The sequence below is a fragment of the Thermobacillus xylanilyticus genome, assembly GCF_907165215.1.
Classification (GTDB): Bacteria; Bacillota; Bacilli; order Paenibacillales; family Paenibacillaceae; genus Thermobacillus; species Thermobacillus xylanilyticus.
Genome location: NZ_CAJRAY010000018.1, coordinates 85392 through 108186, shown reverse-complemented (window position 1 = coordinate 108186; position 22795 = coordinate 85392). Strand labels below are relative to the sequence as shown.

The window sequence follows — 22795 nt, the reverse complement described above, 5'->3', positions numbered from 1 at the left end:
GGGGTTCGATGGATTCGCAAACGCCGCAAACAAGAGATGTCCGCGCGCTCGTGCGGCAGATGACTTTGGAAGAGAAGGCCTCGCTTCTGTCCGGACGCGACTTCTGGACGACAAAGCCGATCGAACGGCTCGGCATTCCGTCCGTCATGATGACCGACGGACCGCACGGCCTGCGGAAACAGCGGGCAGACGCCGACAATCTGGGGCTGTTCGACAGCGTGCCCGCGACCTGCTTCCCGACGGCGGCGGCGCTCGCCAGCTCCTGGGATCGCGGCCTCATCCGCGAGGTGGGCGAAGCGCTCGGCGAGGAGTGCCAGGCCGAAGATGTGGCGATTCTGCTCGGGCCGGGGGCGAACATCAAGCGCTCGCCGCTGTGCGGCCGCAACTTCGAATATTTCTCGGAAGATCCGTACCTGTCGTCGGAAATGGCGGCGCATCACATCCTCGGCGTCCAGAGCAAGGGCGTCGGCACGTCGCTCAAGCATTACGCGGTCAACAACCAGGAGCACCGCAGAATGTCGGTCGACGCGGTCGTCGACGAGCGGACGCTGCGCGAGATTTATCTGGCCAGCTTCGAAGGCGCGGTCAGGCAGGCGCAGCCCTGGACGGTCATGTGCTCGTACAACAAGGTGAACGGCACCTACGCATCCGAACATCCGGAGCTCCTGACCCGCATCCTGAAAGAAGAGTGGGGCCACGAAGGATTCGTCGTCTCTGACTGGGGAGCCGTCAACGACCGGGCGGCGGGCGTTGCGGCCGGTCTGGAGCTGGAAATGCCGGGCAATGGCGGCATCAACGACCGGAAAGTCGTGGAAGCGGTGCGGAATGGCAGCCTGCCGGAGGACGTGCTGGATCGGGCCGTCGAGCGGCTGCTGACCATCATTCTGAGGGCGGTAGACAGCAGGAAGCCGGGTGCAAGCTATGATGCGGATGCGCATCACCGGCTGGCGCGCAGGGCCGCCGGCGAGAGCATGGTGTTGCTGCGCAACGAAGACGGCACGCTGCCGCTTGCGAAGTCCGGCCGGATCGCGGTAATCGGCGAGCTGACCGTGAAGCCGCGCTACCAGGGCGGCGGCAGCTCCCACGTCAAGCCGACGCGGCTGGACAACCCGCTCGACGAAATCCGCCGTTCGGCGGGACCCGCCGCGGAAGTCGTCTATGCGCAAGGCTACGAACTGGCGAACGATGCGGCGGATGACCGGCTGGTGGAAGAGGCGCTGCAGGCGGCGGCCGCGGCCGATGTCGCCGTCATTTTCGCCGGATTGCCGGAGAGTTGGGAGTCGGAAGGGTTCGACCGCACCCATCTGCGGATGCCGGGCAATCAGCAGTCGCTGATCGAAGCGGTGGCGGGCGTGCAGGAGCGGGTTGTCGTCGTCTTGTGCAACGGTGCGCCCGTGGAAATGCCGTGGCTCGGCAACGCGAAGGCGGTGCTGGAGGCCTATCTGGGCGGCCAGGCGATGGGCGGCGCGGTGGCCGACGTGCTGTTCGGCGACGTCAATCCGTCGGGCAAACTGGCGGAGACGTTCCCGCACAAGCTGTCCGACAACCCTTCGCACCTGTTCTTCCCGGGTGAAGGGGACCGCGTCGAATACCGGGAAGGGCTGTTCGTCGGCTACCGGTATTACGACGCGAAGGAGATCGAGCCGCTGTTCCCGTTCGGGCACGGCCTCAGCTACACGACGTTTGCTTACGAGAAGATCGAGATCGACCGCGCGCGGATGAGCGACGGGGAGACGGCCGAAGTGCGCGTCACGATTGCCAACACCGGCGGGCGGGCGGGCAAAGAGATTGTACAGCTCTACGTCCGCGACCGGGAAAGCTCCGTCATCCGTCCGGTCAAGGAATTGAAAGGGTTCGCCAAGGTGGAACTTCAGCCCGGCGAGCGGAAGACGGTGACGTTCAGGCTGGGCAAACGCGCCTTCGCCTACTACGAGCCGGCCATCCGGGACTGGCGTGTGGAGAGCGGGGAGTTCGACATCCTCGTCGGCGCATCGTCGCGGGACATCCGGCTGCAAGGCTCCATTTATGTCGAGTCGACGGTGACGCTGCCCTGGGTCATTCACCGCAACACGCTGATCGGCGACCTGCTGGCGGACGAGCGGACGGCGCCGTACGTCAGACGGATGCTGGAGAAGAATGCCCCGTTCGGCAGTGCGCCGACGGAGGAGCTCAAGGTCATGCTGGAAGCGTTCTTGAAATACATGCCGCTGCGCAACATCGCCAGCTTCAACCGCGAATCGGCGACGGATCTGGACGCGCTGCTGGAAGAACTGAACCGTCTCGTCTCTTCGACGTGAGCTTGCCGAACTTTCGGCTGCTTCGGGATGCCGGAACCGCGGCGTCGCGAGGCAGCCGTTCTTGGTTCGTCAGCCGCGGGCGTCAATGACCTCTTTCAGTACCCGGACGAACTTCCGGGCGGCCAGCGAGAAGCGCTGCTGCCGGGACCGGATCCAGCCGAACCGCAGGGAGAGCCCGTTGTCCGCAATGTCGAGCGGGATGATGTCGCCGGACTGGACATAGGGGTCCTGGCCGACCGAGAAATCCGGATAGAAGCCGATGGCGATGCCTTCGCTGATCATCTTCTTGGCCGCTTCCGTATAGCCGAGGGAGACCAGGATGTTCAGGTCATCGGTGCCGAGCAGCTTCCGCAGGTAATCCACCTGCCGGTATTCGTGCTGCAGGGTGATCAGCGGCTGACGGGCGATCAGCTCGCGGGGAACCGGATTTTGCAGCGGGATGGAAGAGTGCCGGCCGACATAGACGACATAGGTGCCGCTCAGCAGAGGGGCAAATTCGATGCGCGGATCGAACGTCTCGCCGGGCTGGCACGATACGATGCCGATGTTCACCTGTTCGGCCAGCACCTCCTGCACGATCTGGTTGGTGCCCGCCTCCTTCACTTCCAGGCGTACGTTGGGATGCTGCTTCTTGTAGCGGGACAGCGTCTCGCTGAGGAACGTGTTCATCATGCTCGGGATGGCGGCAATCTGCAGCCGGCCTTCGATCTGATCGGTCTCGGAGCGCGCTTCCTCGCACAATTCTTCAACCATGTTCAGAATGTTCTGGGCTTTGGGAAGCAGCGCGCGGCCGATGGGCGTAAGCCGGACGCCCGCCCGCGATCTCGTGAACAACTGCACGTTCAGTTCCTGTTCCAGCCCCTTGATGGCCTGGCTGATGCTCGGCTGGGCAATGTGCAATCGTTCGGCTGCGAGCGAGAACGACTGTTGGCGGGCCACTTCCACAAAATATTGCAACTGTTCGGTCCGCATGGGCGAGACTTCACCGCTTTCGCAATAAAATAGGAAATGTCTATACAAACATTATATTTACGTATTTTACATAAGAAAACACTATATTTACAATGATCCGTAAGGAGTCGGAGAGGTCGCCGCAGACCGCCGAAACAAACAGATCAACATGGGAGGACGGGCAAGATGGGACCGTTGTCGGGCATCAAGGTGATCGAGATCGCGCATTGGCTGGTCGCCCCGTACTGCGCCAATATGTTGGCCGACCTGGGCGCCGATGTCATCAAAATCGAGCCGCCGCAGGGCGATCAGGTCCGGAAGGCCGGCAGCCATTTCAAGGATGGCGAAAGTTACCTGTTCGCGGCCTACAACCACGGGAAACGTTCGATCGCGGTCAACCTCAAGGAGCCGGAGGGCGTGCGCATCGTCCACCGGCTGGCGCGCGAGGCCGACGTGATCATCGAGAACTACCGGCCCGGCACGTGTGACAAGCTCGGGGTCGGCTACGAACAGATTCGCGCGATCAATCCGCGGATCGTCTATTGCTCCATTTCGGCGTTCGGCGATACGCCCGCATACGTCAAGCGGCCGGGCATGGACCCGATTGTGCAGGGAATGGGCGCCGTCATGAGCCTGACGGGCCGACTGGACGGCGAACCGATGCTGGTCGGCGTTCCCGTCGCGGACATTTCCACCGCGTACATGGCGTTCGGCGCCATTTGCGCCGCGCTGGTGGATCGGGAGCGGACGGGAGCCGGGCAGCACATCCGGCTCAATCTGATCGATACGATGGTGTTCAATCTGTCCACCCGGTTCGCGCAGTATGTGGCCACCGGGCAGTCGCCGCGGCCGTTCGGCAACCAGCATCCGGAAGTCGTGCCGTATCAGGCGTTCCCGACGCGGGACGGCTGGGTAATGGCGGGCGCGCAGAGCGACGAGGCCTGGCAGACTTTCTGCAGCGCGATCGGCTGCACGGAGCTGGCGGACCACGAGCGGTTCCGCACGAACCGGCTGCGCCTGGAGTACCGCGAAGAGCTGACGGAACGGCTCAATGCGATCTTCTCGACCCGCACGACGGACGAGTGGTGCCGAATCTTCGAGGCCCGCGGGGTGCTGCACGGTCCGATCTGGAACGTGGAGCAGCTGGTGACGAGCGACCTGATCCGGGATCACGGTCTGATCGAGGAGGTGGAGCATCCGGTGTTCGGACAGCTTCCGGTCATCCGGACGCCGATCCGGTATTCCGAACGCGAGGTGAAAGTCCGCAGCTCACCCCCGCTGCTCGGACAGCATACCCGGGATATCTTGCGGGAACTCGGTTACTCGGATGAAGAAGTCGCCGATCTGGCCGGACGGGGTGTCGTGCTGGAAAGCCCGGCCGGCCTGACCGCGTGAGGAAACGGACGAAGGAGGGGAAAGACCATGGCGTCCCGATGGCCCGAATGTGTCCAGATCCGGGAGGTGGGCCCCCGCGACGGCCTGCAGAATGAACCGGGCTTCGTGCCGACCGCCGTCAAACTCGATTGGATCGGCCGGCTGGCCGATGCCGGTCTGTCCTACATCGAAGTGACATCGTTCGTCAGTCCGAAATGGATTCCGCCGCTGGCCGACGCGGAGGAGGTCGCCGCGGGACTCCGCCGGCGCGAAGGCGTCACCTACGCGGCGCTGGTGCCGAACATGCGCGGACTGGAGCGGGCGCTGCGCTCGGGGATTGATGAAGCGGCGGTGTTCATGTCCGCCAGCGAAACGCACAACCGCAGGAACATCAACAAGTCAATCGGTGAGACATTGCCCGTGCTGCGGGAAGTGACGGCGGCGGCGAAGGCGGCCGGCAAGACGGTGCGGGGTTACTTGTCCACCGTGTTCGGCTGCCCTTATGAGGGAGCGGTCGACACGCAGCAGGTCGTGCGGCTGACGGAGGCGCTGCTGGAAATGGGCGTCCGCGAAGTGTCGCTCGGGGATACGATCGGCATCGGCCATCCCCGCCAGGTGGAAGCGGTGCTGGAGGAGCTGCTCGGACGGGTGCCGCCGGACAGGCTCGCCCTTCATTTCCACGATACGAACGGGCTGGCGCTCGCCAACACGGTCGTCGCGCTGCAGATGGGCATTCGGACCTTCGATGCGTCCTGCGGCGGACTGGGCGGCTGTCCGTATGCGCCGGGCGCCGCGGGCAACGTGGCGACGGGCGATTTGATCCGCATGCTGCACGCCATGGGGGTGCGGACGGGCGTCGACGAGGCCGGGCTCTCCGAAGCGTCCGCGTATATTCTGCAAGCGCTGGCGCGAACCGGCGGCGACCCGGGCGCGGCAGCCGGCGATTGCCTGACGGGAGGTGACCGGGATGTCTGTTCTTGAACTTTTTGCCGGCCAGATCAGGAAAGGGTTGCCGGAACCCCGGCATGAGGCCGGGCCAATGACCGTCCATCGCGTCGCCATGCGCGACGGGACGGAACTCTATACACGCGCCTACTTGCCGGCCGGGCCGGGGCCGTGGCCGGTGGTGCTCATCCGGAACCCCTACGCCGGTATGCTGCCGATGCTCGAAGTGACGGCTTCCGTCTGGAACGAATACGGGTACGCGGCCATCGTCCAGGACTGCCGGGGGACGGGGCGGTCGGGCGGGGAATGGACGCCGTTCGTGAACGAACGGATGGACGGTCTGGACACGATCGAATGGATCGTCCGCCAGCGCTGGATGGACGGCAACATCGGCACCTACGGTCATTCGTATCTGAGCGCCGTGCAGCTTGCGATGGCCGACCGTTTCCCGCAGGAAGTGAAGGCGATGGTGCTCTCCGGATTTTCGACGGAACGGTTCCGGAGCCATTACATGAACGGCATGTTCCGCCAGGACGTCTACACCGGGTGGGCGCTGGACAACGCGGGAACCGAACCGCTCGAGCCCGGCAATCTGTTCGCCCGCGCCGTCTCGATCCGTCCGCATATCGAAATGGACGAGCAACTATTCGGCAAGCAGCTGCCCTGGTACCGGCAATGGATCACGAACACCAGCCCGCTGGACGATTACTGGAAGACCGGATTCTGGGCCGAACTGCGGGAGATCCCAAAATATATTCAAACTCCCGTGCTGATGGCGGCCGGCTGGTTCGATCACCATCTGGACGGCATGCTCATGGACTACCGGAAGCTGCCCGAGGGCACGCGGGCCGTCAGCCGCCTGATCGTCGGGCCGTGGGTGCACACCCTCTCGCCCGCGGGGGATCTCGAATATCCGGACGGCGAACGGAACCTGTTGGCCGAAGCGGTCCGGTGGTTTGACGTGCACCTCCGGGGAGCCGGAGAATCGGTGCCCGCGGGGGAGACGATGACCTACGTCGTGCGGGAAGGCCGCTGGCGCCGCTGGCCGGGCGGCTTCGAACCGGACGGCCGCCGCATCCTGTACCTGGCGGGCGACGGCAGCGTGCCGCACCGGATCGCCGGCGCGCCGTCTCCGCTGGAGGAGCGGATCGGGTACACGTACGATCCGGACAACCCCGTGCCGACGCGCGGCGGAGCGGGATTGCTGCGTTATCTCTCCGGCGCGCCCGACGCGCCGAAGCCGGCCAGCCTGCGGCAGGAACCGCCGGGATACCGGGACGACGTCATCAGCTTCCTGTCTGATCCGCTGGATGAGGACCTGCGCATTGCGGGTTCCGTCGAAGTGCGGTTGTTCGTCGGCTCCGAGGCGCCGGACACGGCGTTCTCCGTGAACCTGATGGAAGTGACGCCGGACGGCGAAGCCTACAATATCCGGGACGGCATTACCAGCCTGTCGTATCGCAACGGCGTCAAACTGCCGGTCGAATACATTCCCGGCAGCGTGGTGGAGGTAATCATCAAGCTGTGGCCGATTGCCTGGACGATCCGCAAAGGCTGCCGGCTTCGGCTTGACGTCTCCTCCTCGAATTTTCCCGCGTACCACGTCCATCCCAACAGGTCCGGATGCTGGGCGCTGCAGGCGGACACGCGTGTCGCCCGCCAGACGGTGCATCTCGGCGGCCGATATCCGTCGCGGATCGAGATTCCGGTCGCTGATGAAAGGAGCTGAATCCATCCATGTCTGAAGCGGTAATTGTAAGCGCTGTCCGAACGCCGATCGGCAAGTTCATGGGCAGTCTGCAGGATGTGCCGGCGGCGCGGCTCGGCGAGATCGTCATCCGGGCGGCGGTCGAACGGGCCGGGATCGATCCCGCGTCGGTCGACGAAGTGATCATGGGCAACGTCCTGCAGGCCGGCGAAGGACAGAATCCCGCGCGCCAGGCGGCGCTCGCGGCCGGACTGCCGCAGGAAACGACGGCCGTCACCGTCAACAAGGTGTGCGGTTCGGGACTGAAGGCGGTGCAACTGGCCTGGCAGGCGATCCGGTGCGGCGATCTGACGACGGTCGTCGCCGGCGGCATGGAGAACATGAGCCGGGCCCCCTTTCTTGTCCGGGAAGCGCGCGGCGGCCTGCGCATGGGGCACCGGGCGCTCGTCGACAGCATGATCAGCGACGGCCTGTGGTGCGCCATCGGCGACCATCACATGGGCATCACCGCGGAGAACTTGTGCGAGCGGGCAGGCCTGACCCGGGAGGAGCTGGACCGGTTCGCCTGGGAAAGCCAGCGGAAGGCCGCCGAAGCGATCGGGGCCGGGCGGTTCCGCGAGGAGATCGTGCCGGTGGACATTCCGGCGCGCGGCGGCAAGACGGTCCGGTTCGAAGCGGATGAATATCCGCGGCCGGACACGACATTGGAGGCGCTGGGCGCGCTGCGCCCGGCGTTCAGGCCGGACGGCCTGGTGACCGCGGGCAACGCCTCGGGCATCAATGACGGAGCCGCGGCGGCCGTCATCATGAGCGCGGAGAAGGCGCGGGCGCTCGGGCTGAAGCCGATGGCGGTCATCCGGTCCGTCGCTTCGGCGGGCGTCGATCCGGCGGTCATGGGATTGGGGCCCGTGCCCGCCGTCCGCAAGGCGCTGGACCGGGTCGGGATCGGCCTCGCCGATGTCGGCCTCGCCGAACTGAACGAAGCGTTCGCCGCCCAGATGCTCGCCTGCCGGAAGGAACTGGAGCTCGATCCGGCCATCGTGAATGTGAACGGCGGCGCCATCGCCCTGGGCCATCCGATCGGCGCCAGCGGCGCGCGCATCCTGGTCACGCTGCTGCACGAGATGGCGCGGCGGAAGGTCCGGTACGGTCTTGCCGCGCTGTGCATCGGCGGCGGTCAGGGCATCGCCGCCGTGGTGGAACGGCCGGATTGAAACCGGAAAGGAGGTTGACGGATGAAACCGGTATACGAGTCGTTTCTTGACGTGACAAGCGATATTCCGGACGGCGCCGTGCTCATGATCGGCGGGTTCGGACTCGTCGGCATCCCGGAGAACCTGATTCTCGCGCTGGCGGAACGGGACGTGCGGAATCTGACCGTCATTTCCAACAACTGCGGCGTGGACGACTGGGGACTCGGCCTCTTGCTCCAGAGACGGCAGATCCGCAAGATCATCGCGTCCTATGTCGGCGAGAACAAGGAGTTTGAGCGCCAGGTGCTGGCCGGCGAGATCGAGGTGGAACTCATTCCGCAAGGGACGCTGGCCGAGAAAATTCGCGCCGGCGGCGCGGGCATCCCCGCGTTCTACACGCCCGCCGGCGTCGGCACGCCGGCCGCGGAAGGCAAGGAAACCCGCGTGTTCGGCGGCAAGGAATATGTGCTGGAACACGCGCTGCGCGCCGATTTCAGCCTGATCCGCGCGGCAAGGGCGGACCGCATGGGCAACCTGGTCTACAACAAAACGGCCCGAAACTTCAATCCGATGATGGCCGCGGCCGGCGCCGTGACCATCGCCGAAGTGGAGGAGCTCTGCGAAACGGGGACGTTCGATCCGGACGAGATCCATACGCCGGGCATCTACGTGCAGCGGCTCATCGTCGGCCGGCAGCAGAAGCGGATCGAGCGCCGGACGGTACGCGCCTGACGAGCGGACCGGCTCTGCGGCTCATCCGCCGGATGCTTGACAATGCACCGTACTTCGCGGGAAAGTGAGGAGAGGAAGATGAGCACGGATCGCATGGCCGTGAGAGAGCGGCTGGCCAGGAGGGCGGAGAAGGAAATCGCGTCCGGGGACTATGTCAACCTGGGCATCGGCATTCCCACGCTGGTGGCGAATTACATCGCGCCGGACAAGCGGGTCATGCTCCATTCCGAGAACGGACTGCTGGGCGTCGGCCCGTATCCGACGGAAGCGGAAGTCGATCCGGATCTGATCAACGCGGGCAAGGAGACGGTCACGGCGGTGCCCGGCGCCGCCTTCTTCGACAGCGCGGAATCGTTCGCCATGATACGCGGCGGCCATCTCGACGTCGCCATTCTGGGCGGAATGGAAGTGTCCGGGACGGGCGACCTGGCCAACTGGATGATTCCCGGCAAAATGGTCAAGGGCATGGGCGGCGCGATGGACCTGGTGCACGGCGCGAGGCGCATCATCGTCGTCATGGAGCATGTCAGCAAGGACGGATCGCCGAAGATTGTGCGGCAATGCTCGCTGCCCCTGACCGGGCGCGGCGTCGTGAACCGGATCATCACCGACCGGGCGGTCATCGATGTGACGCCGGACGGCCTGCTGCTTCGGGAAGTCGCGGAAGGCTATACCGTCGACGACGTCCGCGCCTGCACGGAGCCGGAATTGACGGTTGCGGACGATTTGCTCCTGGACGCTTACTGAGTTTTTTCAACGCGCTGAAGCGGGTGTGTCTGATGGAAAGGCGGGATCGTGATGAATGAATTCGGCGGCAAAACGTATTTCGTGGAAATGTCGGACGGCGTGCGTCTGGCCACCCACGTGCATTTTCCCGAAGGCGGCGGGCCCTGGCCGGTCATTTTCAGCCGGTCGCCGTATCCGGGGATGCTCCCGTTCTGGCATGAACAGGCGAAGTTCTGGACCGCCCGCGGCTATGTCTTCGTCATGCAGGAGTGCAGGGGAACGGGAGCTTCGGAGGGTGAGTGGGTTCCGTTCGTGCATGAGGAGCGGGACGGGCTGGACAGCCTCGGGTGGCTCGTCCGGCAGCCGTGGATGAACGGAAATGCAGCCACCTACGGTTCTTCCTACTGCGGCGTATTGCAATGGTGCATGGCCGACCGGCTGCCGCCGGAAGTGAAGACGATGTGCATCGGCTTCACCGGCATCGAGCGATACCGGCAAAATTACATGAACGGCATGTTCCGGCACGACATTTATACGTCCTGGGCGATCGGCAATTCCGGCGTGCCGAAGGCGGCAAGGCGTCCCGGACTGTACCGGGAGGCGCTGGCCGTCCGCCCGCATGTCGAGATGGACGAGCGGCTGTTCGGCCGCAGGCTGCCGTGGTACCGGGACTGGGTGACCGAGGTCAGTCCCGACAGCCCGTATTGGAAGACCGGCTTCTGGGCCGAATTGAAAGACAAGCCGGCCGGCACCCGCGTTCCGATCTTGATGACGGCCGGCTGGTTCGACCACAACCTCGAAGCTTCCCTGATCAGCTTCGACAAGCTGCCGGACGATGTCCGGGCGAAGAGCGCGCTCATCGTCGGCCCGTGGATCCACACCGAGGGGGTGTCCGGGGATCTGGACTATCCGGGCCACGACCGGTTCGGCCCCAGACAGCGGGAAGCCGCGCTCGCCTGGTTCAACCATCATCTGAAAGGACAAGAGCCGGAGCTTGCGCCCGGCATCCAAACCTACATCATCCGGGAGAACCGCTGGCAGGCATGGACGGGCGGCATCGGCGCGGGCGGGCTGCGGACATTCCATCTCGATCCAAGGCCGGCCGGAGAAGCGGCCCGGACGCTGTCGCCGGGGAAGCCGGCGGAACCCGCGGCCGCATCGTATCGTTACGATCCGGAAGATCCGGTGCCGACGAGAGGCGGCGCGGCGGTCATGCATTATTTGACCGGAGATCCCGACGCGGTGCCGCCGGCCAGCGTCGTCCAGCCGCCGCCGGGGGCGCGGCCCGACGTCGTCAGCTTCCTGTCGGAGCCGCTGACGGAAGATCTGCGCATCGCGGGCCGGATTCGCGCCTGCCTGTTCGTCAGCTCCGATGCGGAAGACACGGCCTTCACCGTCCAGGTCATGGAGGTGTTCCCGGACGGGACCGCCGTCAATATCCGGGACGGCATCACCAGCCTCGCTTACCGCAACGGCGCGTCGAGACCGCTTGCTTACACGCCGGGCGATGCGGTGGAGGTCGTCATCGGGATGTGGCCGATCACCTGGACGATGAAACGGGGATCCCGCATTCGGGTGGACGTGTCGTCATCGAATTTTCCCGCTTATCACGCCCATCCCAACATCGCCGGTACGTGGTCTTTGATCCCGGAGACGAGGGCGGCCGCGCAGACAATCCATTTCGGCGGACAGTACGACTCGCGCATCGAAATTCCGATCGTCCCGGACCATTGAGAGCGAATGTGAAGGGCAAAAAGCGATCCGGCGGATCGCTTTTTGCCGCAGTAAGGCCATGCCGGCGGTCAGCGAATCCCCGGTCCCTTACCCGTCCAGCGCCTTGTCGATCCGCGCCTGGCCGCCGGACCAGATCTTCTTCGCCGTCCAGTCCATCGGCTCGCCGCTCCAGAACGGGTCCGATGCGTCCAGGCCGAGCGGCAGGAAGACGACGGTGCACAGATAGAGGCTGCCCGTGCTCACGTACGGCTCGCCGATCCACGGCTGGTGTCCGCGGAACCCGATGCGGAGCCAGCCGTTTTCGTCGAAGGTGCCCTCCGCCTCAATCATGTTGCGGATGACCGCCGTCAGGGCGGCGCGCACCTGCGGCGCCGGCAGCGAATCCGGAAGCTGGCGCCGCAGGGCGAGCTGGGCGAGCAGGTGGAACGCGCCGAACCGGTAGGCGAGCGAGCGGCCGAGCGGCGGGAAGGTGCCCTCTGGGGAGATGAGCCGCTCCAGCACTTCCGCGTACCGCCGCGCGCGGCGCAGCGCCGGCTCCCGCATCGCTTCCCATTCCGGGTCCTCCGCGCCGACCTCCGCCAAGAGATCGATCAGCATCGGGTGGATGACGAAGCTGTTGTAGTAGTCCCAGTGAAAATGCGGCCCGTCCCCGTACGCGCCGTCGCCGGCGTACCACTGCTCGTGCTGCTTCAGCGCATAGTCGACCCGCATCGGGTCCCAGTCTTCCCCCATCCGGCGCAGCGCCGCCTCGATCAGGGCGGAGAACAGCAGCCAGTTGTTGAAGCACGGTTTCCGGCTCCGGGTCTCTTTCAAAGCCGCGGCGACCTGCCCGCGCACCCGGTCCGGCAGCTTCGCCCACAACGCCGTCGGCGCGCGCAGGATGGCCTGGGCGAGGAACGCCGCGTCGACGATCGGCTGGCCGCCTTCGCCGAAGTTCATCCGGTCGGGCGAATCGGGACGGGTGGCCTGATCCAGCCCTTCCCTCGCGAGCGCCGCGAACCGCCCGCGCAAGCCGTCCTCCGATCCGCTCTCCAGCCAGGGCGTGATCCCGGCCAGCGTCCGGGCGAACGCCTCCAACGGCGCGTACACTTGCCGGTCCGGCGGCCCCTGTACCGGCAGCGAAGCCGCAAGCCGTCCCTCCGCCAGATGTGCGAGCACCGGTTCCGCGATCCTGAGCATCGTCTGCAGCCAATACGTCCGATCCTGAAGCTGCGGCAAAACGTTCCCCTCCCCCGTGCCACTGTGTGCAAATTACCAGAACAGCTCCGTATTGCCTCTCAGCCTGGAGAGCCCTTCCACGAAGTAGTAGTCGCCGTAGATGAGCGACACCCCGATGTTCTGCCCCGCCGGGAAATGGCCGGTGCCGGCAAGGATCAGCCCTTCCTGACCCGGGTCATCCCATGCGCCGTAGTTCACGTACAGGGAGTGCAGAATCTTCTCCGCCGCCTGCCGGTACACCGGCGCCTCATGGGGCGGCACAAGCTCCGCGAGCAGGATGAGGCCGCAGGCGGCGCAGGCACCCGCGGACGAATCGCGATGGCGCGGCGCTTCGGACGGCAGGCGGAAGTCCCAGTGCGGGACGAAGTCCTCCGGCAGATGGGACAGGAAGAAATGCGCGACCCGCTTCGCCGCGTCGAGGAACTTCGGCTCCTTCGCATAGCGGTAGGTGAGCGCGAATCCGTACAGCGCCCAGGACGTGCCCCGTGCCCATGCCGATTCCGGCGCATAGCCCTGCCCGCCGAGCGGCCCGGCCGGCTCGCCCGTGAACGGATCGAACGTGTAGATGTGGTAAACGGAGCCGTCGCCGCGGATGAACGTGGACAGCACCGTCTCCGCATGCGCCCGGGCAATCTGGTGGAAACGGGGATCTTTCGTTTCCTCGGAAGCCCAGTAGAGCAGCGGCAGGTTCATCATGCAGTCGATGATCGCCCAGCCGCTGTTGTCTTCGTTCTCATGCCACGGATTCCAGGCGCGGATGAACCGTCCCTGCAGGTTGAACCGCGCCGCCAGCAGATTGGCCGCGTGCAGCGCGCGGCGCCGGGCATCCGGCTCTCCGAGCAGCTTGTAGCGTGCCAGGCTGGTCAGCGTCCACATGAACCCGATGTCATGGTCCAGCGTGTAGAAATCGTCGATCACCTGGTCGAGCTGCCGCTCGCATTCCTCGGCGATCTGCCGGAACGGCTCGTGCCGGGATTCCCGGTACAGCAGCCAGAGCAGCCCCGGCCAGAAGCCGGCGGTCCACCAATGCGGCCGCTCAAGCACATATTTGCCGTCGCGCGTCGCATGGGGGAAACGGCTGCCGATCGTCTGCGACGTGCGGGTCACTTTCTCGTTCACCTTGTTCCAGGCTTCGTCCAGCCAGGGGGCATGCGCGGTCATGGGCCATTCTCTCCTCCGTTCATGGAATAAACGAAAATGCAAACACAAGCCGTCCTTCCGATTCGGGCGCGCGAACCTTGAAATCCAGCGCGTGGAACATCATCGTCCCGCCGTCATGCGCGGCAAACTCCATCGTCCGCGCTTCCGGGGCCATCAAGCCGCCGTCGTAACGGATACACACTCCGCGTCCTCCGCCGGCACTCAGGACAACACAGCCGTTTCCGGCAAATTCCGGCGGGAAGGGTGTGATGAACCGTTCGACCAGCTCAACCGGCTTGCCGGAGAATCGATACGCGTCCTCCAGCCGCAAATGCGGAACGCCCGTCTTGCGCCAGACGAACGTGCGCACCCAGCGAGCAAGCGGCGCGTCCGGATAAGCTCCGGAGATGTCGAGCGCAAGCACATCTTCTTCCGCGCCCGTGGCTGCCTCCAGCACGATGGCGCGCCGCTCCGCGCCTTCCCGCTGAACTGCGCCGCCGATGATCGGAACCGAGTGGCCGAGCGAGCTGTTGCCGATAAATGCATACCGCCTCGCGCCAAAATAATCCGCCGTGTACTCCCCGCACCCCAGATCCATCAGGAACGTGTCGCCGTCCGCGTGCAGGATGAAATGGCCGATGTCGTTGTGGTTGTGCGGCTCGCCGTTGTGGCCGCCCTTGGCCGCGAAGAACCAGGTGCGCCCGTTCTCCGCATGGCGGGACAGCAGCCATTGGGCGTCCGGGAACCAGACGGACATCCCGCCCCACGGCTCGCCGGCAAGCTCCGGATCGCGCCACACGATGCCGCGGATCGCGGGCGCCCACCGGCCGCAAGGGTCGGGCCTGAACGGGCCGCGGAGTCCCGCATGCGGCACGGCGACATCCGGGAACCGCGCGTGCAGGAAATGGAAGAGTCCGAGGTCGAGCTCCGCTTCCGGCAGCGTGTCGGAGAAGTTCGCCGTCTTGCGTCCGCTCATGAAGCAATGCTGCGGGAAGCGGGCGACGGCGGCGACCTTGTCCCGGGAGATGAGGTCGATGGCGCCGTGCGTCCTCTTCTTCAGCAGATCCGCAAAATATACGAAAAACCCGAACCCGTAAGCCCAATAGCCGTACCCTTCCTGGCAGACCCCGTCATCGGCGAATCCGTCCAGGTAGCAGTCGAGAGAAGCCAGCGCTTTCTCCAGCACGCCTGCCAGTTCCCGAGCGTCATCCATCAGATAGATCGCCGCCGCTCCGACCGATCCGGCGCATACGGCGGACCAGTTGTGCCGCGCGTCCTCCCAGCCGAACGGCCCCCGGTTCAGGTACGGATCCAGCACTCTGCGGCGCACTTCGCGGTCTATGCGGCTTGCGATTCGCTCCGGCAGGTGCTGCCGGGTGAGGGTCAGAATTTCGGCCAGCGCGAAGGCGGTCTCCGCGGCGAACAGATCGACGTGCGTCTCCGGGTCCCGGCCCGTCAAGTGGGCAGGCAGGCACCAGGTGTACTCGTCGCAGATCGACCACAGCGTATCGTACAGCGCCTCCCGGTACGCGTTGTCTTCCGGGTACAGTACGTCCATCATCGCGAGGACGGTCAGCCGCGTCCGCTTCTCGAAGTACGGCTTCTCGTAGGGCAGGCGGGAGCCGTCCACTTCGAACCGCCTGAACAGCGACCAGGGCAAATGGGGTAGGGGCCGCTGGAGAAACCGGTCCGCTTCTTCCTTCATTTCCTCCGCCATGCGCCGGATATCGGAATGGGCGAAAGCCCGCTCGCGCCACGCCGCGGCGCCGTCCGGGAACAGCAGCCGGCTGTTGTCCGCAGGCGCAGGCGCGCCGCGCAGGATGCGAAAAATCGCTTCCTTGTTCATCTGGCCGCCGCCCCCGCTCTCCGGTATTCCATCGGGGTGACCCCGACGATGGACTTGAACGTCTTGATGAAATAGCTCTGGTTGTCGTACCCGAGCATGTCGCCGATCTGCCCGACCGAATATGCCGTCGTGTCCAGCAGCTCCCGCGCCCGGTCCATCTTCATCCGGATGACGACGTCCGTGAACGTCTCGCCGGTCTCCTTCTTGAACATCCGGCTGAAATAGCTCGGGTTCATGTGCAGATGGGCCGCCACGTCGTCCAGCCCGATTTTCTTGTCCATGTTCGCGGTGACGTATTGCAAGGCCTGCAGAATCTCCGGCCGGCTGCCGGTCTGCAGGATGCCGTCGACGACGGGGCGTAGCGACCTTAAGTATTCGACAAGCCAGATTTCCAATTCCGACAGGGAGTCAATCTCGAAGATTTCCCGGTGCAGGGCTTCCGCCGTGAAGGGCGGCTGGAAATACTGCAACGCTTGGACTTTCAGCTTGAGATCGAGCGCCAGCTTCAACACCCAGTCCTTGATCACTTCGGGAGGACGGGGATTGTCCCGGATAAAGCCGATCCATCGCCGGACGACGGCGGACAGCGCGTCCGCCTGCCGGTCGAGCAGCGTGTTCCGGAACTCTTCCTTCGCCCGGTCGTAGTAGCGGAACAGCTCGATGCCGGCATAGGCCGGCGGATGTTTTTTGACCACGGCTCCTTCTTCCAGATAGAAGCGCTGGCCGCCGCAGTCGAGCAGGTCCGCCAGCTCCTTCTGCAGCTCCCGCGGCGCGGCGCACCGCTCGCCGATGATGAACGACATCGACAGTTTCAGGGTGCGCCTCAGATGGTGCAGCACGTCCCGGACGCAGGCCGCGGCTTCGTCGTGCGGGTTGATTTTCAGGCTCTGCTCGAAGGCGAAGACGAAGATCGACCGCCGCGCGCTGTAGGAGAAATGCGCGACCTCCGGGCGCCCGGACGTGATCTCGTCGATGACGTTCTGGATGGCGTAGCGGAGCACATCTTCGTCCAGAAACCGCTTCCATGCCTGCCGCATATGATCGACATGTGCCAGCACCGGGAGGAAGACCGCGTCGTCCGTCCGCAGGCCGAACGACTTCAGCTCCTGCAGCCACGCTTCCGGATGCAGGATCGGCTGATGGATGGTGCCGCGGATGAACGCCTCTTTCATTTTCTCGCGGCTCCGGTCCAGCATGCGGCGAAGCTGCTCCCGCTGCCGGCACGCAAGCCGCTCCTCGTCCAGGGAGGACTTGAATCGGCGGAGCAGGGCGTCAAGTTCCGTCGGATCGAGCGCATCCTTCAGCAGATAATCCTGCACTTTCAGCTTCATCGCCTGCTGGGCGTAGTGGAACTGGGAATGGCAGGACAGGATCGCCGCCCGGACGTTCGGGTTCATCTCCCGTATGCGCTCGATGAGCGTCAGCCCGTCCATGTCCGGCATTCCGATGTCGGTGATGACGATGTCCGGCATGTCGCGGATCGCGTGGCCGAGCGCGTCCTCTCCGTCCATGTGCAAGGTCGGCGGCGCCATGCCGTACGCTTCCCACCGCACCGATTCCGACAGAAACTCCAGCACCGGGTAGTCGTCGTCAACCAGCATCACTTTGTACATGGACAGCGTTCACCTCCTGACGGGGGATGAGGAACGTCACCGCCGTTCCCCGGCCCTCCGCGCTGTCGATTCTCATCGCCGAATGCTCGCCGTAGATGAAGCGCAGGCGCTCGCGGACGTTGGACAGGCCGATGCCGGAGAAGTTTTGCCGGTTATCCGATTCCCGGGTCCGCTCGCCGGATGACGCGGCGCTTCGCCGAAGCTTCTCCAGCGTCTCGCGGTCCATGCCGATTCCATCGTCTTCGACCGCGATCACCATCGTCTCCGGCTCGAACCGGACGCCGACACGAATGATGCCCCCGCGCTGCTTCAGGCCGTGGATCAGCGCGTTTTCGATCACCGGCTGCAGGAAGAAGCGGGGCACGCGGACTGTAAGCGCTTCCTCCGGGATGTCGAGGACGAGCTGCGCGTTTTCCTTCCGCCGCATGTTCATGAGCCGCACGTAGTGCGATACGAGTTCCATTTCATCGCGGAGGCTGATGTTCTCCTTGTCCTGCTCGATCGTCATGCGCAGCAGCCGGGAGAGGGAACTGATCACTTCCGCGTTCTCGCGATCCCCCTTGCGCAGGATGTTCAAGCGGATCGAGTTCAGCACGTTGAACAGAAAATGCGGGTTGATCTGGGCCTGGAGCATGGCCAGTTCCGCTTTCCGCTTCTTCGTCTGCTCCGCCGTGATCTCCGCGATCATCTCGTTGATCCGGTCCAGCATCTGGTCGAAGGACGAGCCGAGATAGCCGATCTCGTCCTGCCCGCGGATGTGCGAGCGGACCTGCAGGTTGCCCCGCTGCACCGTCTCGGCCAGCCGTCCGAGCCGCTTGAGCGGCTTCGTGAACGTGCCGATCAGCAGGATGAGCAGCAGCATGAACGTGAAGAACGAGATGAGCAGGTTGAGGAAGACGGCCTTGTTCATATTGCGGACGCCGGCGATCGCTTCCTTGTACGGCGACAGGAGGAGCAGCGACCAGTCCGCGTAGCGCAGTTCCTCCCGCACGGCCAGAACGGCCTCGCCGTCCAGCCGGATGAAGCCGGACGTCTTGAGCGCCGCCTCGTCCAGAACGGTGCCGATCTTGGCGGGATCGGTGTGGGAGTGGATCCGCCCGGTCCCGTCGATCAGGGCGATCTCCCGGCCGCCCGCGCTCTGCTGGAAAATGTAGCTGATGTTGTCCTCCAGCACGGTCACGATGACATAGGCGTAAATCCCGGTGCTGTTGTTGCGCAGGGGCCGGGCGATGGACAATTGGTGCGGATGATCTTTCTTCAAGGTGCGGAACATGGTGGGCTGCGTGCCGACCCAGTACGTGTCGAATCCGCTCAGCTTCCGAAGCTCCTCGAACCACGGCTCGTCCCGCCACCGGTCCGGATCCAGCTCATCCTTCGCGTAGTTCGTGTAGGATTTGCCGTTCGGCAGCAGGATCGTGATGAAAAATTGCTCGCCGCCCGCGATCGAGAGATTGTCCAGCTTCTTGATGACGGTGTAGTACTCGTCGACGAACCGCCGGTATCGGAATTCCGCGTCTTCCTCGAGCGGCTCGGCCGCCTGCTCCCGGAGCACGACGTTGACTTCGGCGTCCACCTGGATGTAGTTGATGACATACAGCATGAGATCGAGCAGGCTGGAGACATAGCCGTCCACAAGCTGCAGCGTGTTTCGGGCATTCTGGGCGGCCTGCTCCTTCATCGCCTTCTCGGTCATCACATTGGACACCCCGAGCGTGATGCAGGTCGGGATGAGGATGCAGGCCACCGACGTGATCATCAGTTTCAGGCGGAACGAACGGGACTTGAGCGCCCGGATCCATCGGGTCATCGTGTCCAGCCCCCCCGTAGACAAAAGGAACGGAAAGGTCCGTCCCCGGAATTCCGTTCCTTCTTCGTCCATTGTACCAGCATTGGCGAAGGTTTACTTGTTCGAGTCAATAATTTTTTGCACGCGGTCTTGCATGTTTTTCAGCGTGTCGTCGAGATTCTGCTCGCCGAGGATGAACAGCTCGAATTCTTCGTTGAGCGCCTTGTACACTTCCGATTGGTACGAGACCGGCGGAATGATCTTGCCGGACTTGGAGTTCGACAGGACGTGGATCAGCGAAGCCTTGTCGACGAGCTCCGGCTTCAGCGTGTCCGCCAGGATCGAATCGATGATCTTCTCCAGCGAGCTGCCGTCCACCCGGGTCCAGGACGGGATGTTGCGCCCGTAGTTGGCGAGCCCTTCCGTCGTGTACCAGCGGATGAACGTGTACGCTTCTTCCTTGTGCTTCGACTTCTCGGCCACCGCCATGAAATCGGTCGTGACGGGCGTGACGCCGATCGGATCGGAAGGATCGTTCTTCGGATACGGCGCGACCGCCACATGGTGGTCCAGCGGGTTCTGCTCCGTGCCGCCGAGCTCGCTGTTCATCCAGCTGCCGATCAGGATCATGCTCGCGTCCTGATTGAAGAACTGGGTGCGGTAATGCAGCTTCTGCGACAGCATGTCCGCGTAGGGCACCGCCGACTGGTCTTCCTTCTCCATCTGCCATCTGAGCTCGAGCGTCTTGCGGAAAAGCGGGCTGTCCAGGTTGGAGGAACCGTCATCTTTCAGAAACTCCGTCGATTCGTCCAGCCGGTTGCCCAGATGCAGCTTCATGAACTCCATCCAGCCGCCGTTCTGCGGACCGTGGAAATAGGTGCCGTAGTGATCGTCCGTGGTCAGCTCTTTCGCGTACCGCGCGAAATCGTCCCAGGTCCAGTCCTGCGGTACCGGCAGGCCGGCCGTGTCGAGGTGATCCTTGTTCAGCAGAACGTACCACGGGTTGAACTTGCCGGGCAGGGCGTACACTTTGCCCCCCAGCGTCGTGTCGACGCGATATTCGTCGGCGACGTTGAATCCTTCCTTCGCGATGAACTCGTCGATCGCCGCCACCATGCCGATGCTGACCCGCTGCGCGTAGGAAGCGGGATCGGAGAACATGAGCACGTCGAGCTGCTCGCCGCTCGCCGCGGCCAGGTCCAGTTTCTGCAGCGCTTCCTGGGAGTCGCCTTTCTCGCTGAGCGTGACGAGATCGACCTTGATGTTCGGATATTTCGCCTCGAACGCGGCGATCGTCTCCGACCAGTTGTACTGCTGCTCCACGCCGTGGGTGTGGAACTTGATCGTCACCTGTTCCTGCGCGGGCTCGTCGGCCGGCGCGTTGTCCGTCTGGTTTTGCGGCGCGTTCGTGCTCGTTCCGGCGGAATCGTTTTGCCCCGAAGACGGCTGTTTGCTGTTCCCCCCTCCGGAACATGCGGTGAGCAGTCCCAGCACCAGGACGATGCAGGCGAATCCGAACCCCAGAGTCCTCTTCATGCCAACACCTCCCCATTCCATGCAGATGTGGCGTTCAACTTCAATTTACCGACGGCGGTCGGCGGGCACATGCGCATTCTTTTACTTCTTTCAAAATCATTTGACTTTTCTTCAACCCTTGACGCCGCCGAAGGAGATGCCTTCGATAACGTGTTTCTGGCCGATGACGAACACGATGAGCAGCGGGAGAATGGCCGATACGGCCGCCGCCATGATCAGGGAGTAGTACTCGCCGTTGATCGTCGTGAACTTCTGCATCGCGAGCTGCAGGGTGAACCGGTGATCCGTCCGGAGGAAGATCAGCGGGTTCTGGTAGTCGTTCCAGGTCCAGATGAACCGTAAGATGGCATAGGTGGCGATGGCGGGCCGGACGAGCGGCAGGGCGATCCGCGTGAAGATGCGGAAGTGCCCGGCGCCGTCGATTTTCGCCGATTCGATGTAATCGTTCGACACGCCCAGGAAAAACTGCCGCAGCATGAAGGTGCCGAGCACGCTGAAACTGTTCAGCAGGATGAGGCCGGCGTGCGTGTCGAACAGCCCGAGCGACCGGTACAGGATGAATTGCGGGACGAGCACCGCCTGCTGCGGCACCATGAAGGTGGCCAGCACGATCAGGAACAACCACCGGCCAGCCGGAAAATTCACCTTCGAGAACCCGTACGCCGCCAGTGCGGACACCGTCACGGAGAGAAGCGTCGTGAGCACGGCCACCTTGATCGTGTTCAGGTAGTAGAGCCAGAACGGATGGTCGCCGAACCAGACTTTCCGGTAGTTGTTCACCGCGTTCCACTCGTCCGGAATCCACCTGATCGGATAGGTGAACACGTCGTTCTCGAACTTGAGCGAAGCCGAGATCATCCAGAAGAACGGCAGCAGGAACAGGATGCCGCAGCCGAGCATGATGAGCGTGACGACGGTTTTGCGGATGTCGGGCAGTTTCAGGTTCAACATGGCGTTCACTCCCGGTTCCTCCACTTTAGTAGTTCACCCATTTCTTCTGGCCGGCCCATTGAACCAGGGTGATGATGAGCACGCTGATGAACAGCACGGTGCCGATCGCGGAAGCGTAGCCGATCTTCAGATTCAAGAAGGCGGTTTCATACATGTACCAGACCATGAGGCTGGTCGAGCCGGCCGGCCCGCCCTTCGTCAGCACGGCGATCAGGTCGAACGACTTGAACGTGTAGATGATGCCGGTGATGAGCAGGAAGAACGTCGTCGGCGAAATGAGCGGCAGCGTGATCTTGCGGAACTTCGTCCAGCCGCCCGCGCCGTCGATCTCGGCCGATTCGTACAGATCCTTCGGAATCGCCTGCAGCCCCGCCATGTACACGATCATGTTAAACCCGATTGAAATCCAGATCGAGATCATCATGACGGAGAGGAGCGCCCAGTCCGGGTCCGCGATCCAGCGCGGCGGGTCGGAGATGCCGATCATCCGCAGGAACTGGTTCACCGGCCCCTTCGACGGGTGGAACAGCACCTGCCAGACGACGGCGACGGCGACGACGCTCGAGATGTACGGCATGAAGTAGGCGACCTTGAAGAAGTCTTTCAGGAACACGTGCTTGTTGATGATGATCGCGAGCAGCAGCGAAATCGCCATGCAGACCGGCACGGTGAACATGAAGATCATGTTGTTCATCCAGGTCTTGTGGAATCGGCTGTCGTCCAGCAGCTGCCCGAAGTTGTCAAGCCCCGCCCACGCGAACTTCTCCAGCCCGAGCACGAAATCCCAGTCGGCGAAGTTGAGGATGAGCATGATGAGAATCGGAAACAGCGTGAAGATGGAAATGCCGAGCAGCATCGGCGCGACGAACAGCCAGCCGGCGAGCGATTCCCTTCGTTGCAGACGTCCTGTCCGCGCTTTGCGCGGCGCCGTTTTCCTCAGCATCGGGGCGGCTTCCATCCGCGGTTCACCTCTCTGTTCTCGGCTGTTGTGTTCCATTGTAGGGGAAAGCGCGCGGCATGCCTTGCCACTTTTTTGATCCGATTG

The 22795-nt window shown here is 63.9% G+C and carries 17 protein-coding genes; 8 read left to right on the top strand and 9 right to left on the bottom strand.

What is annotated here, in order from left to right; translation table 11 throughout:
• The first annotated feature begins 8 nt into the window (after positions 1-8).
• Positions 9-2297: a beta-glucosidase gene (locus KJQ12_RS03815; RefSeq protein WP_213483555.1), complete on the top strand. Its 2289-nt coding sequence runs from the start codon at positions 9-11 to the stop codon at positions 2295-2297.
• Positions 2298-2366: 69 nt separating this feature from the next.
• Here KJQ12_RS03815 and KJQ12_RS03810 read toward each other — a convergent pair whose 3' ends face one another.
• The gene (locus KJQ12_RS03810; protein WP_041853753.1) at positions 2367-3269 is read right to left on the bottom strand and encodes a LysR family transcriptional regulator; all 903 of its coding nucleotides are present in this window, start codon (positions 3267-3269) and stop codon (positions 2367-2369) included.
• A 165-nt stretch (positions 3270-3434) separates the two neighbouring features.
• On the opposite strand from KJQ12_RS03810, the gene KJQ12_RS03805 reads away from it, so the two are divergent.
• From KJQ12_RS03805 to KJQ12_RS03775, 7 genes are all read left to right on the top strand, one after another.
• Positions 3435-4643 carry a CaiB/BaiF CoA transferase family protein gene (locus tag KJQ12_RS03805; protein ID WP_213483554.1) on the top strand — a complete coding sequence of 403 codons (1209 nt, stop codon included), beginning with the start codon at positions 3435-3437 and terminating at the stop codon, positions 4641-4643.
• Between the two features lie 27 nt (positions 4644-4670).
• Positions 4671-5603 carry a hydroxymethylglutaryl-CoA lyase gene (locus tag KJQ12_RS03800; protein WP_015253397.1) on the top strand — a complete coding sequence of 311 codons (933 nt, stop codon included), beginning with the start codon at positions 4671-4673 and terminating at the stop codon, positions 5601-5603.
• A 58-nt stretch (positions 5604-5661) separates the two neighbouring features.
• Positions 5662-7296 carry a CocE/NonD family hydrolase gene (locus KJQ12_RS03795; protein WP_244860402.1) on the top strand — a complete coding sequence of 545 codons (1635 nt, stop codon included), beginning with the start codon at positions 5662-5664 and terminating at the stop codon, positions 7294-7296.
• Positions 7297-7304: 8 nt separating this feature from the next.
• The gene (locus KJQ12_RS03790) at positions 7305-8489 is read left to right on the top strand and encodes an acetyl-CoA C-acetyltransferase (RefSeq protein ID WP_213483552.1); all 1185 of its coding nucleotides are present in this window, start codon (positions 7305-7307) and stop codon (positions 8487-8489) included.
• A gap of 21 nt (positions 8490-8510) precedes the next feature.
• Positions 8511-9200, top strand: coding sequence for a CoA transferase subunit A (locus KJQ12_RS03785; protein ID WP_015253400.1), 690 nt, complete (start codon positions 8511-8513; stop codon positions 9198-9200).
• A 78-nt stretch (positions 9201-9278) separates the two neighbouring features.
• Positions 9279-9947 carry a CoA transferase subunit B gene (locus KJQ12_RS03780; RefSeq protein ID WP_280529247.1) on the top strand — a complete coding sequence of 223 codons (669 nt, stop codon included), beginning with the start codon at positions 9279-9281 and terminating at the stop codon, positions 9945-9947.
• Between the two features lie 51 nt (positions 9948-9998).
• Complete coding sequence (locus KJQ12_RS03775) at positions 9999-11660, top strand: CocE/NonD family hydrolase (RefSeq protein WP_213483551.1); 1662 nt, start codon at positions 9999-10001, stop codon at positions 11658-11660.
• 87 nt (positions 11661-11747) lie between these two features.
• Here KJQ12_RS03775 and KJQ12_RS03770 read toward each other — a convergent pair whose 3' ends face one another.
• The 8 genes from KJQ12_RS03770 to KJQ12_RS03735 form a co-directional block, all read right to left on the bottom strand.
• Entirely contained in the window at positions 11748-12878 is a 1131-nt protein-coding gene (locus tag KJQ12_RS03770; protein ID WP_213483550.1) for a DUF2264 domain-containing protein, read from the bottom strand.
• Positions 12879-12911: 33 nt separating this feature from the next.
• The gene (locus tag KJQ12_RS03765; protein WP_213483549.1) at positions 12912-14039 is read right to left on the bottom strand and encodes a glycoside hydrolase family 88 protein; all 1128 of its coding nucleotides are present in this window, start codon (positions 14037-14039) and stop codon (positions 12912-12914) included.
• 19 nt (positions 14040-14058) lie between these two features.
• Complete coding sequence (locus KJQ12_RS03760) at positions 14059-15864, bottom strand: heparinase II/III family protein (RefSeq protein ID WP_213483548.1); 1806 nt, start codon at positions 15862-15864, stop codon at positions 14059-14061.
• Positions 15861-17477: a helix-turn-helix domain-containing protein gene (locus KJQ12_RS03755; protein ID WP_213483547.1), complete on the bottom strand. Its 1617-nt coding sequence runs from the start codon at positions 17475-17477 to the stop codon at positions 15861-15863. Before KJQ12_RS03755 ends, KJQ12_RS03760 begins: the two co-directional genes overlap by 4 nt.
• Complete coding sequence (locus tag KJQ12_RS03750) at positions 17455-19284, bottom strand: cache domain-containing sensor histidine kinase (protein ID WP_213483546.1); 1830 nt, start codon at positions 19282-19284, stop codon at positions 17455-17457. Before KJQ12_RS03750 ends, KJQ12_RS03755 begins: the two co-directional genes overlap by 23 nt.
• A gap of 93 nt (positions 19285-19377) precedes the next feature.
• Positions 19378-20799 (bottom strand): ABC transporter substrate-binding protein, encoded by a 1422-nt coding sequence (locus KJQ12_RS03745; RefSeq protein ID WP_213483545.1) that lies wholly within the window; start codon positions 20797-20799, stop codon positions 19378-19380.
• Positions 20800-20910: 111 nt separating this feature from the next.
• Complete coding sequence (locus KJQ12_RS03740) at positions 20911-21750, bottom strand: carbohydrate ABC transporter permease (RefSeq protein ID WP_213483605.1); 840 nt, start codon at positions 21748-21750, stop codon at positions 20911-20913.
• Between the two features lie 25 nt (positions 21751-21775).
• Positions 21776-22693, bottom strand: a complete 918-nt coding sequence (locus KJQ12_RS03735; protein ID WP_244860401.1) for a carbohydrate ABC transporter permease — start codon at positions 22691-22693, stop codon at positions 21776-21778.
• Positions 22694-22795 lie beyond the last annotated feature (102 nt).

Coding starts and splice junctions, on each gene's coding strand:
- KJQ12_RS03775 (WP_213483551.1), top strand. CDS start 9,999: ATGAATGAATTCGGCGGCAAAACGTATTTCGTGGAAATGTCGGACGGC.
- KJQ12_RS03755 (WP_213483547.1), bottom strand. CDS start 17,477: ATGTACAAAGTGATGCTGGTTGACGACGACTACCCGGTGCTGGAGTTT.
- KJQ12_RS03815 (WP_213483555.1), top strand. CDS start 9: ATGGATTCGCAAACGCCGCAAACAAGAGATGTCCGCGCGCTCGTGCGG.
- KJQ12_RS03765 (WP_213483549.1), bottom strand. CDS start 14,039: ATGACCGCGCATGCCCCCTGGCTGGACGAAGCCTGGAACAAGGTGAAC.
- KJQ12_RS03810 (WP_041853753.1), bottom strand. CDS start 3,269: ATGCGGACCGAACAGTTGCAATATTTTGTGGAAGTGGCCCGCCAACAG.
- KJQ12_RS03800 (WP_015253397.1), top strand. CDS start 4,671: ATGGCGTCCCGATGGCCCGAATGTGTCCAGATCCGGGAGGTGGGCCCC.
- KJQ12_RS03750 (WP_213483546.1), bottom strand. CDS start 19,284: ATGACCCGATGGATCCGGGCGCTCAAGTCCCGTTCGTTCCGCCTGAAA.
- KJQ12_RS03760 (WP_213483548.1), bottom strand. CDS start 15,864: ATGAACAAGGAAGCGATTTTTCGCATCCTGCGCGGCGCGCCTGCGCCT.
- KJQ12_RS03735 (WP_244860401.1), bottom strand. CDS start 22,693: ATGCTGAGGAAAACGGCGCCGCGCAAAGCGCGGACAGGACGTCTGCAA.
- KJQ12_RS03745 (WP_213483545.1), bottom strand. CDS start 20,799: ATGAAGAGGACTCTGGGGTTCGGATTCGCCTGCATCGTCCTGGTGCTG.
- KJQ12_RS03805 (WP_213483554.1), top strand. CDS start 3,435: ATGGGACCGTTGTCGGGCATCAAGGTGATCGAGATCGCGCATTGGCTG.
- KJQ12_RS03740 (WP_213483605.1), bottom strand. CDS start 21,750: ATGTTGAACCTGAAACTGCCCGACATCCGCAAAACCGTCGTCACGCTC.
- KJQ12_RS03790 (WP_213483552.1), top strand. CDS start 7,305: ATGTCTGAAGCGGTAATTGTAAGCGCTGTCCGAACGCCGATCGGCAAG.
- KJQ12_RS03780 (WP_280529247.1), top strand. CDS start 9,279: ATGAGCACGGATCGCATGGCCGTGAGAGAGCGGCTGGCCAGGAGGGCG.
- KJQ12_RS03785 (WP_015253400.1), top strand. CDS start 8,511: ATGAAACCGGTATACGAGTCGTTTCTTGACGTGACAAGCGATATTCCG.
- KJQ12_RS03795 (WP_244860402.1), top strand. CDS start 5,662: ATGACCGTCCATCGCGTCGCCATGCGCGACGGGACGGAACTCTATACA.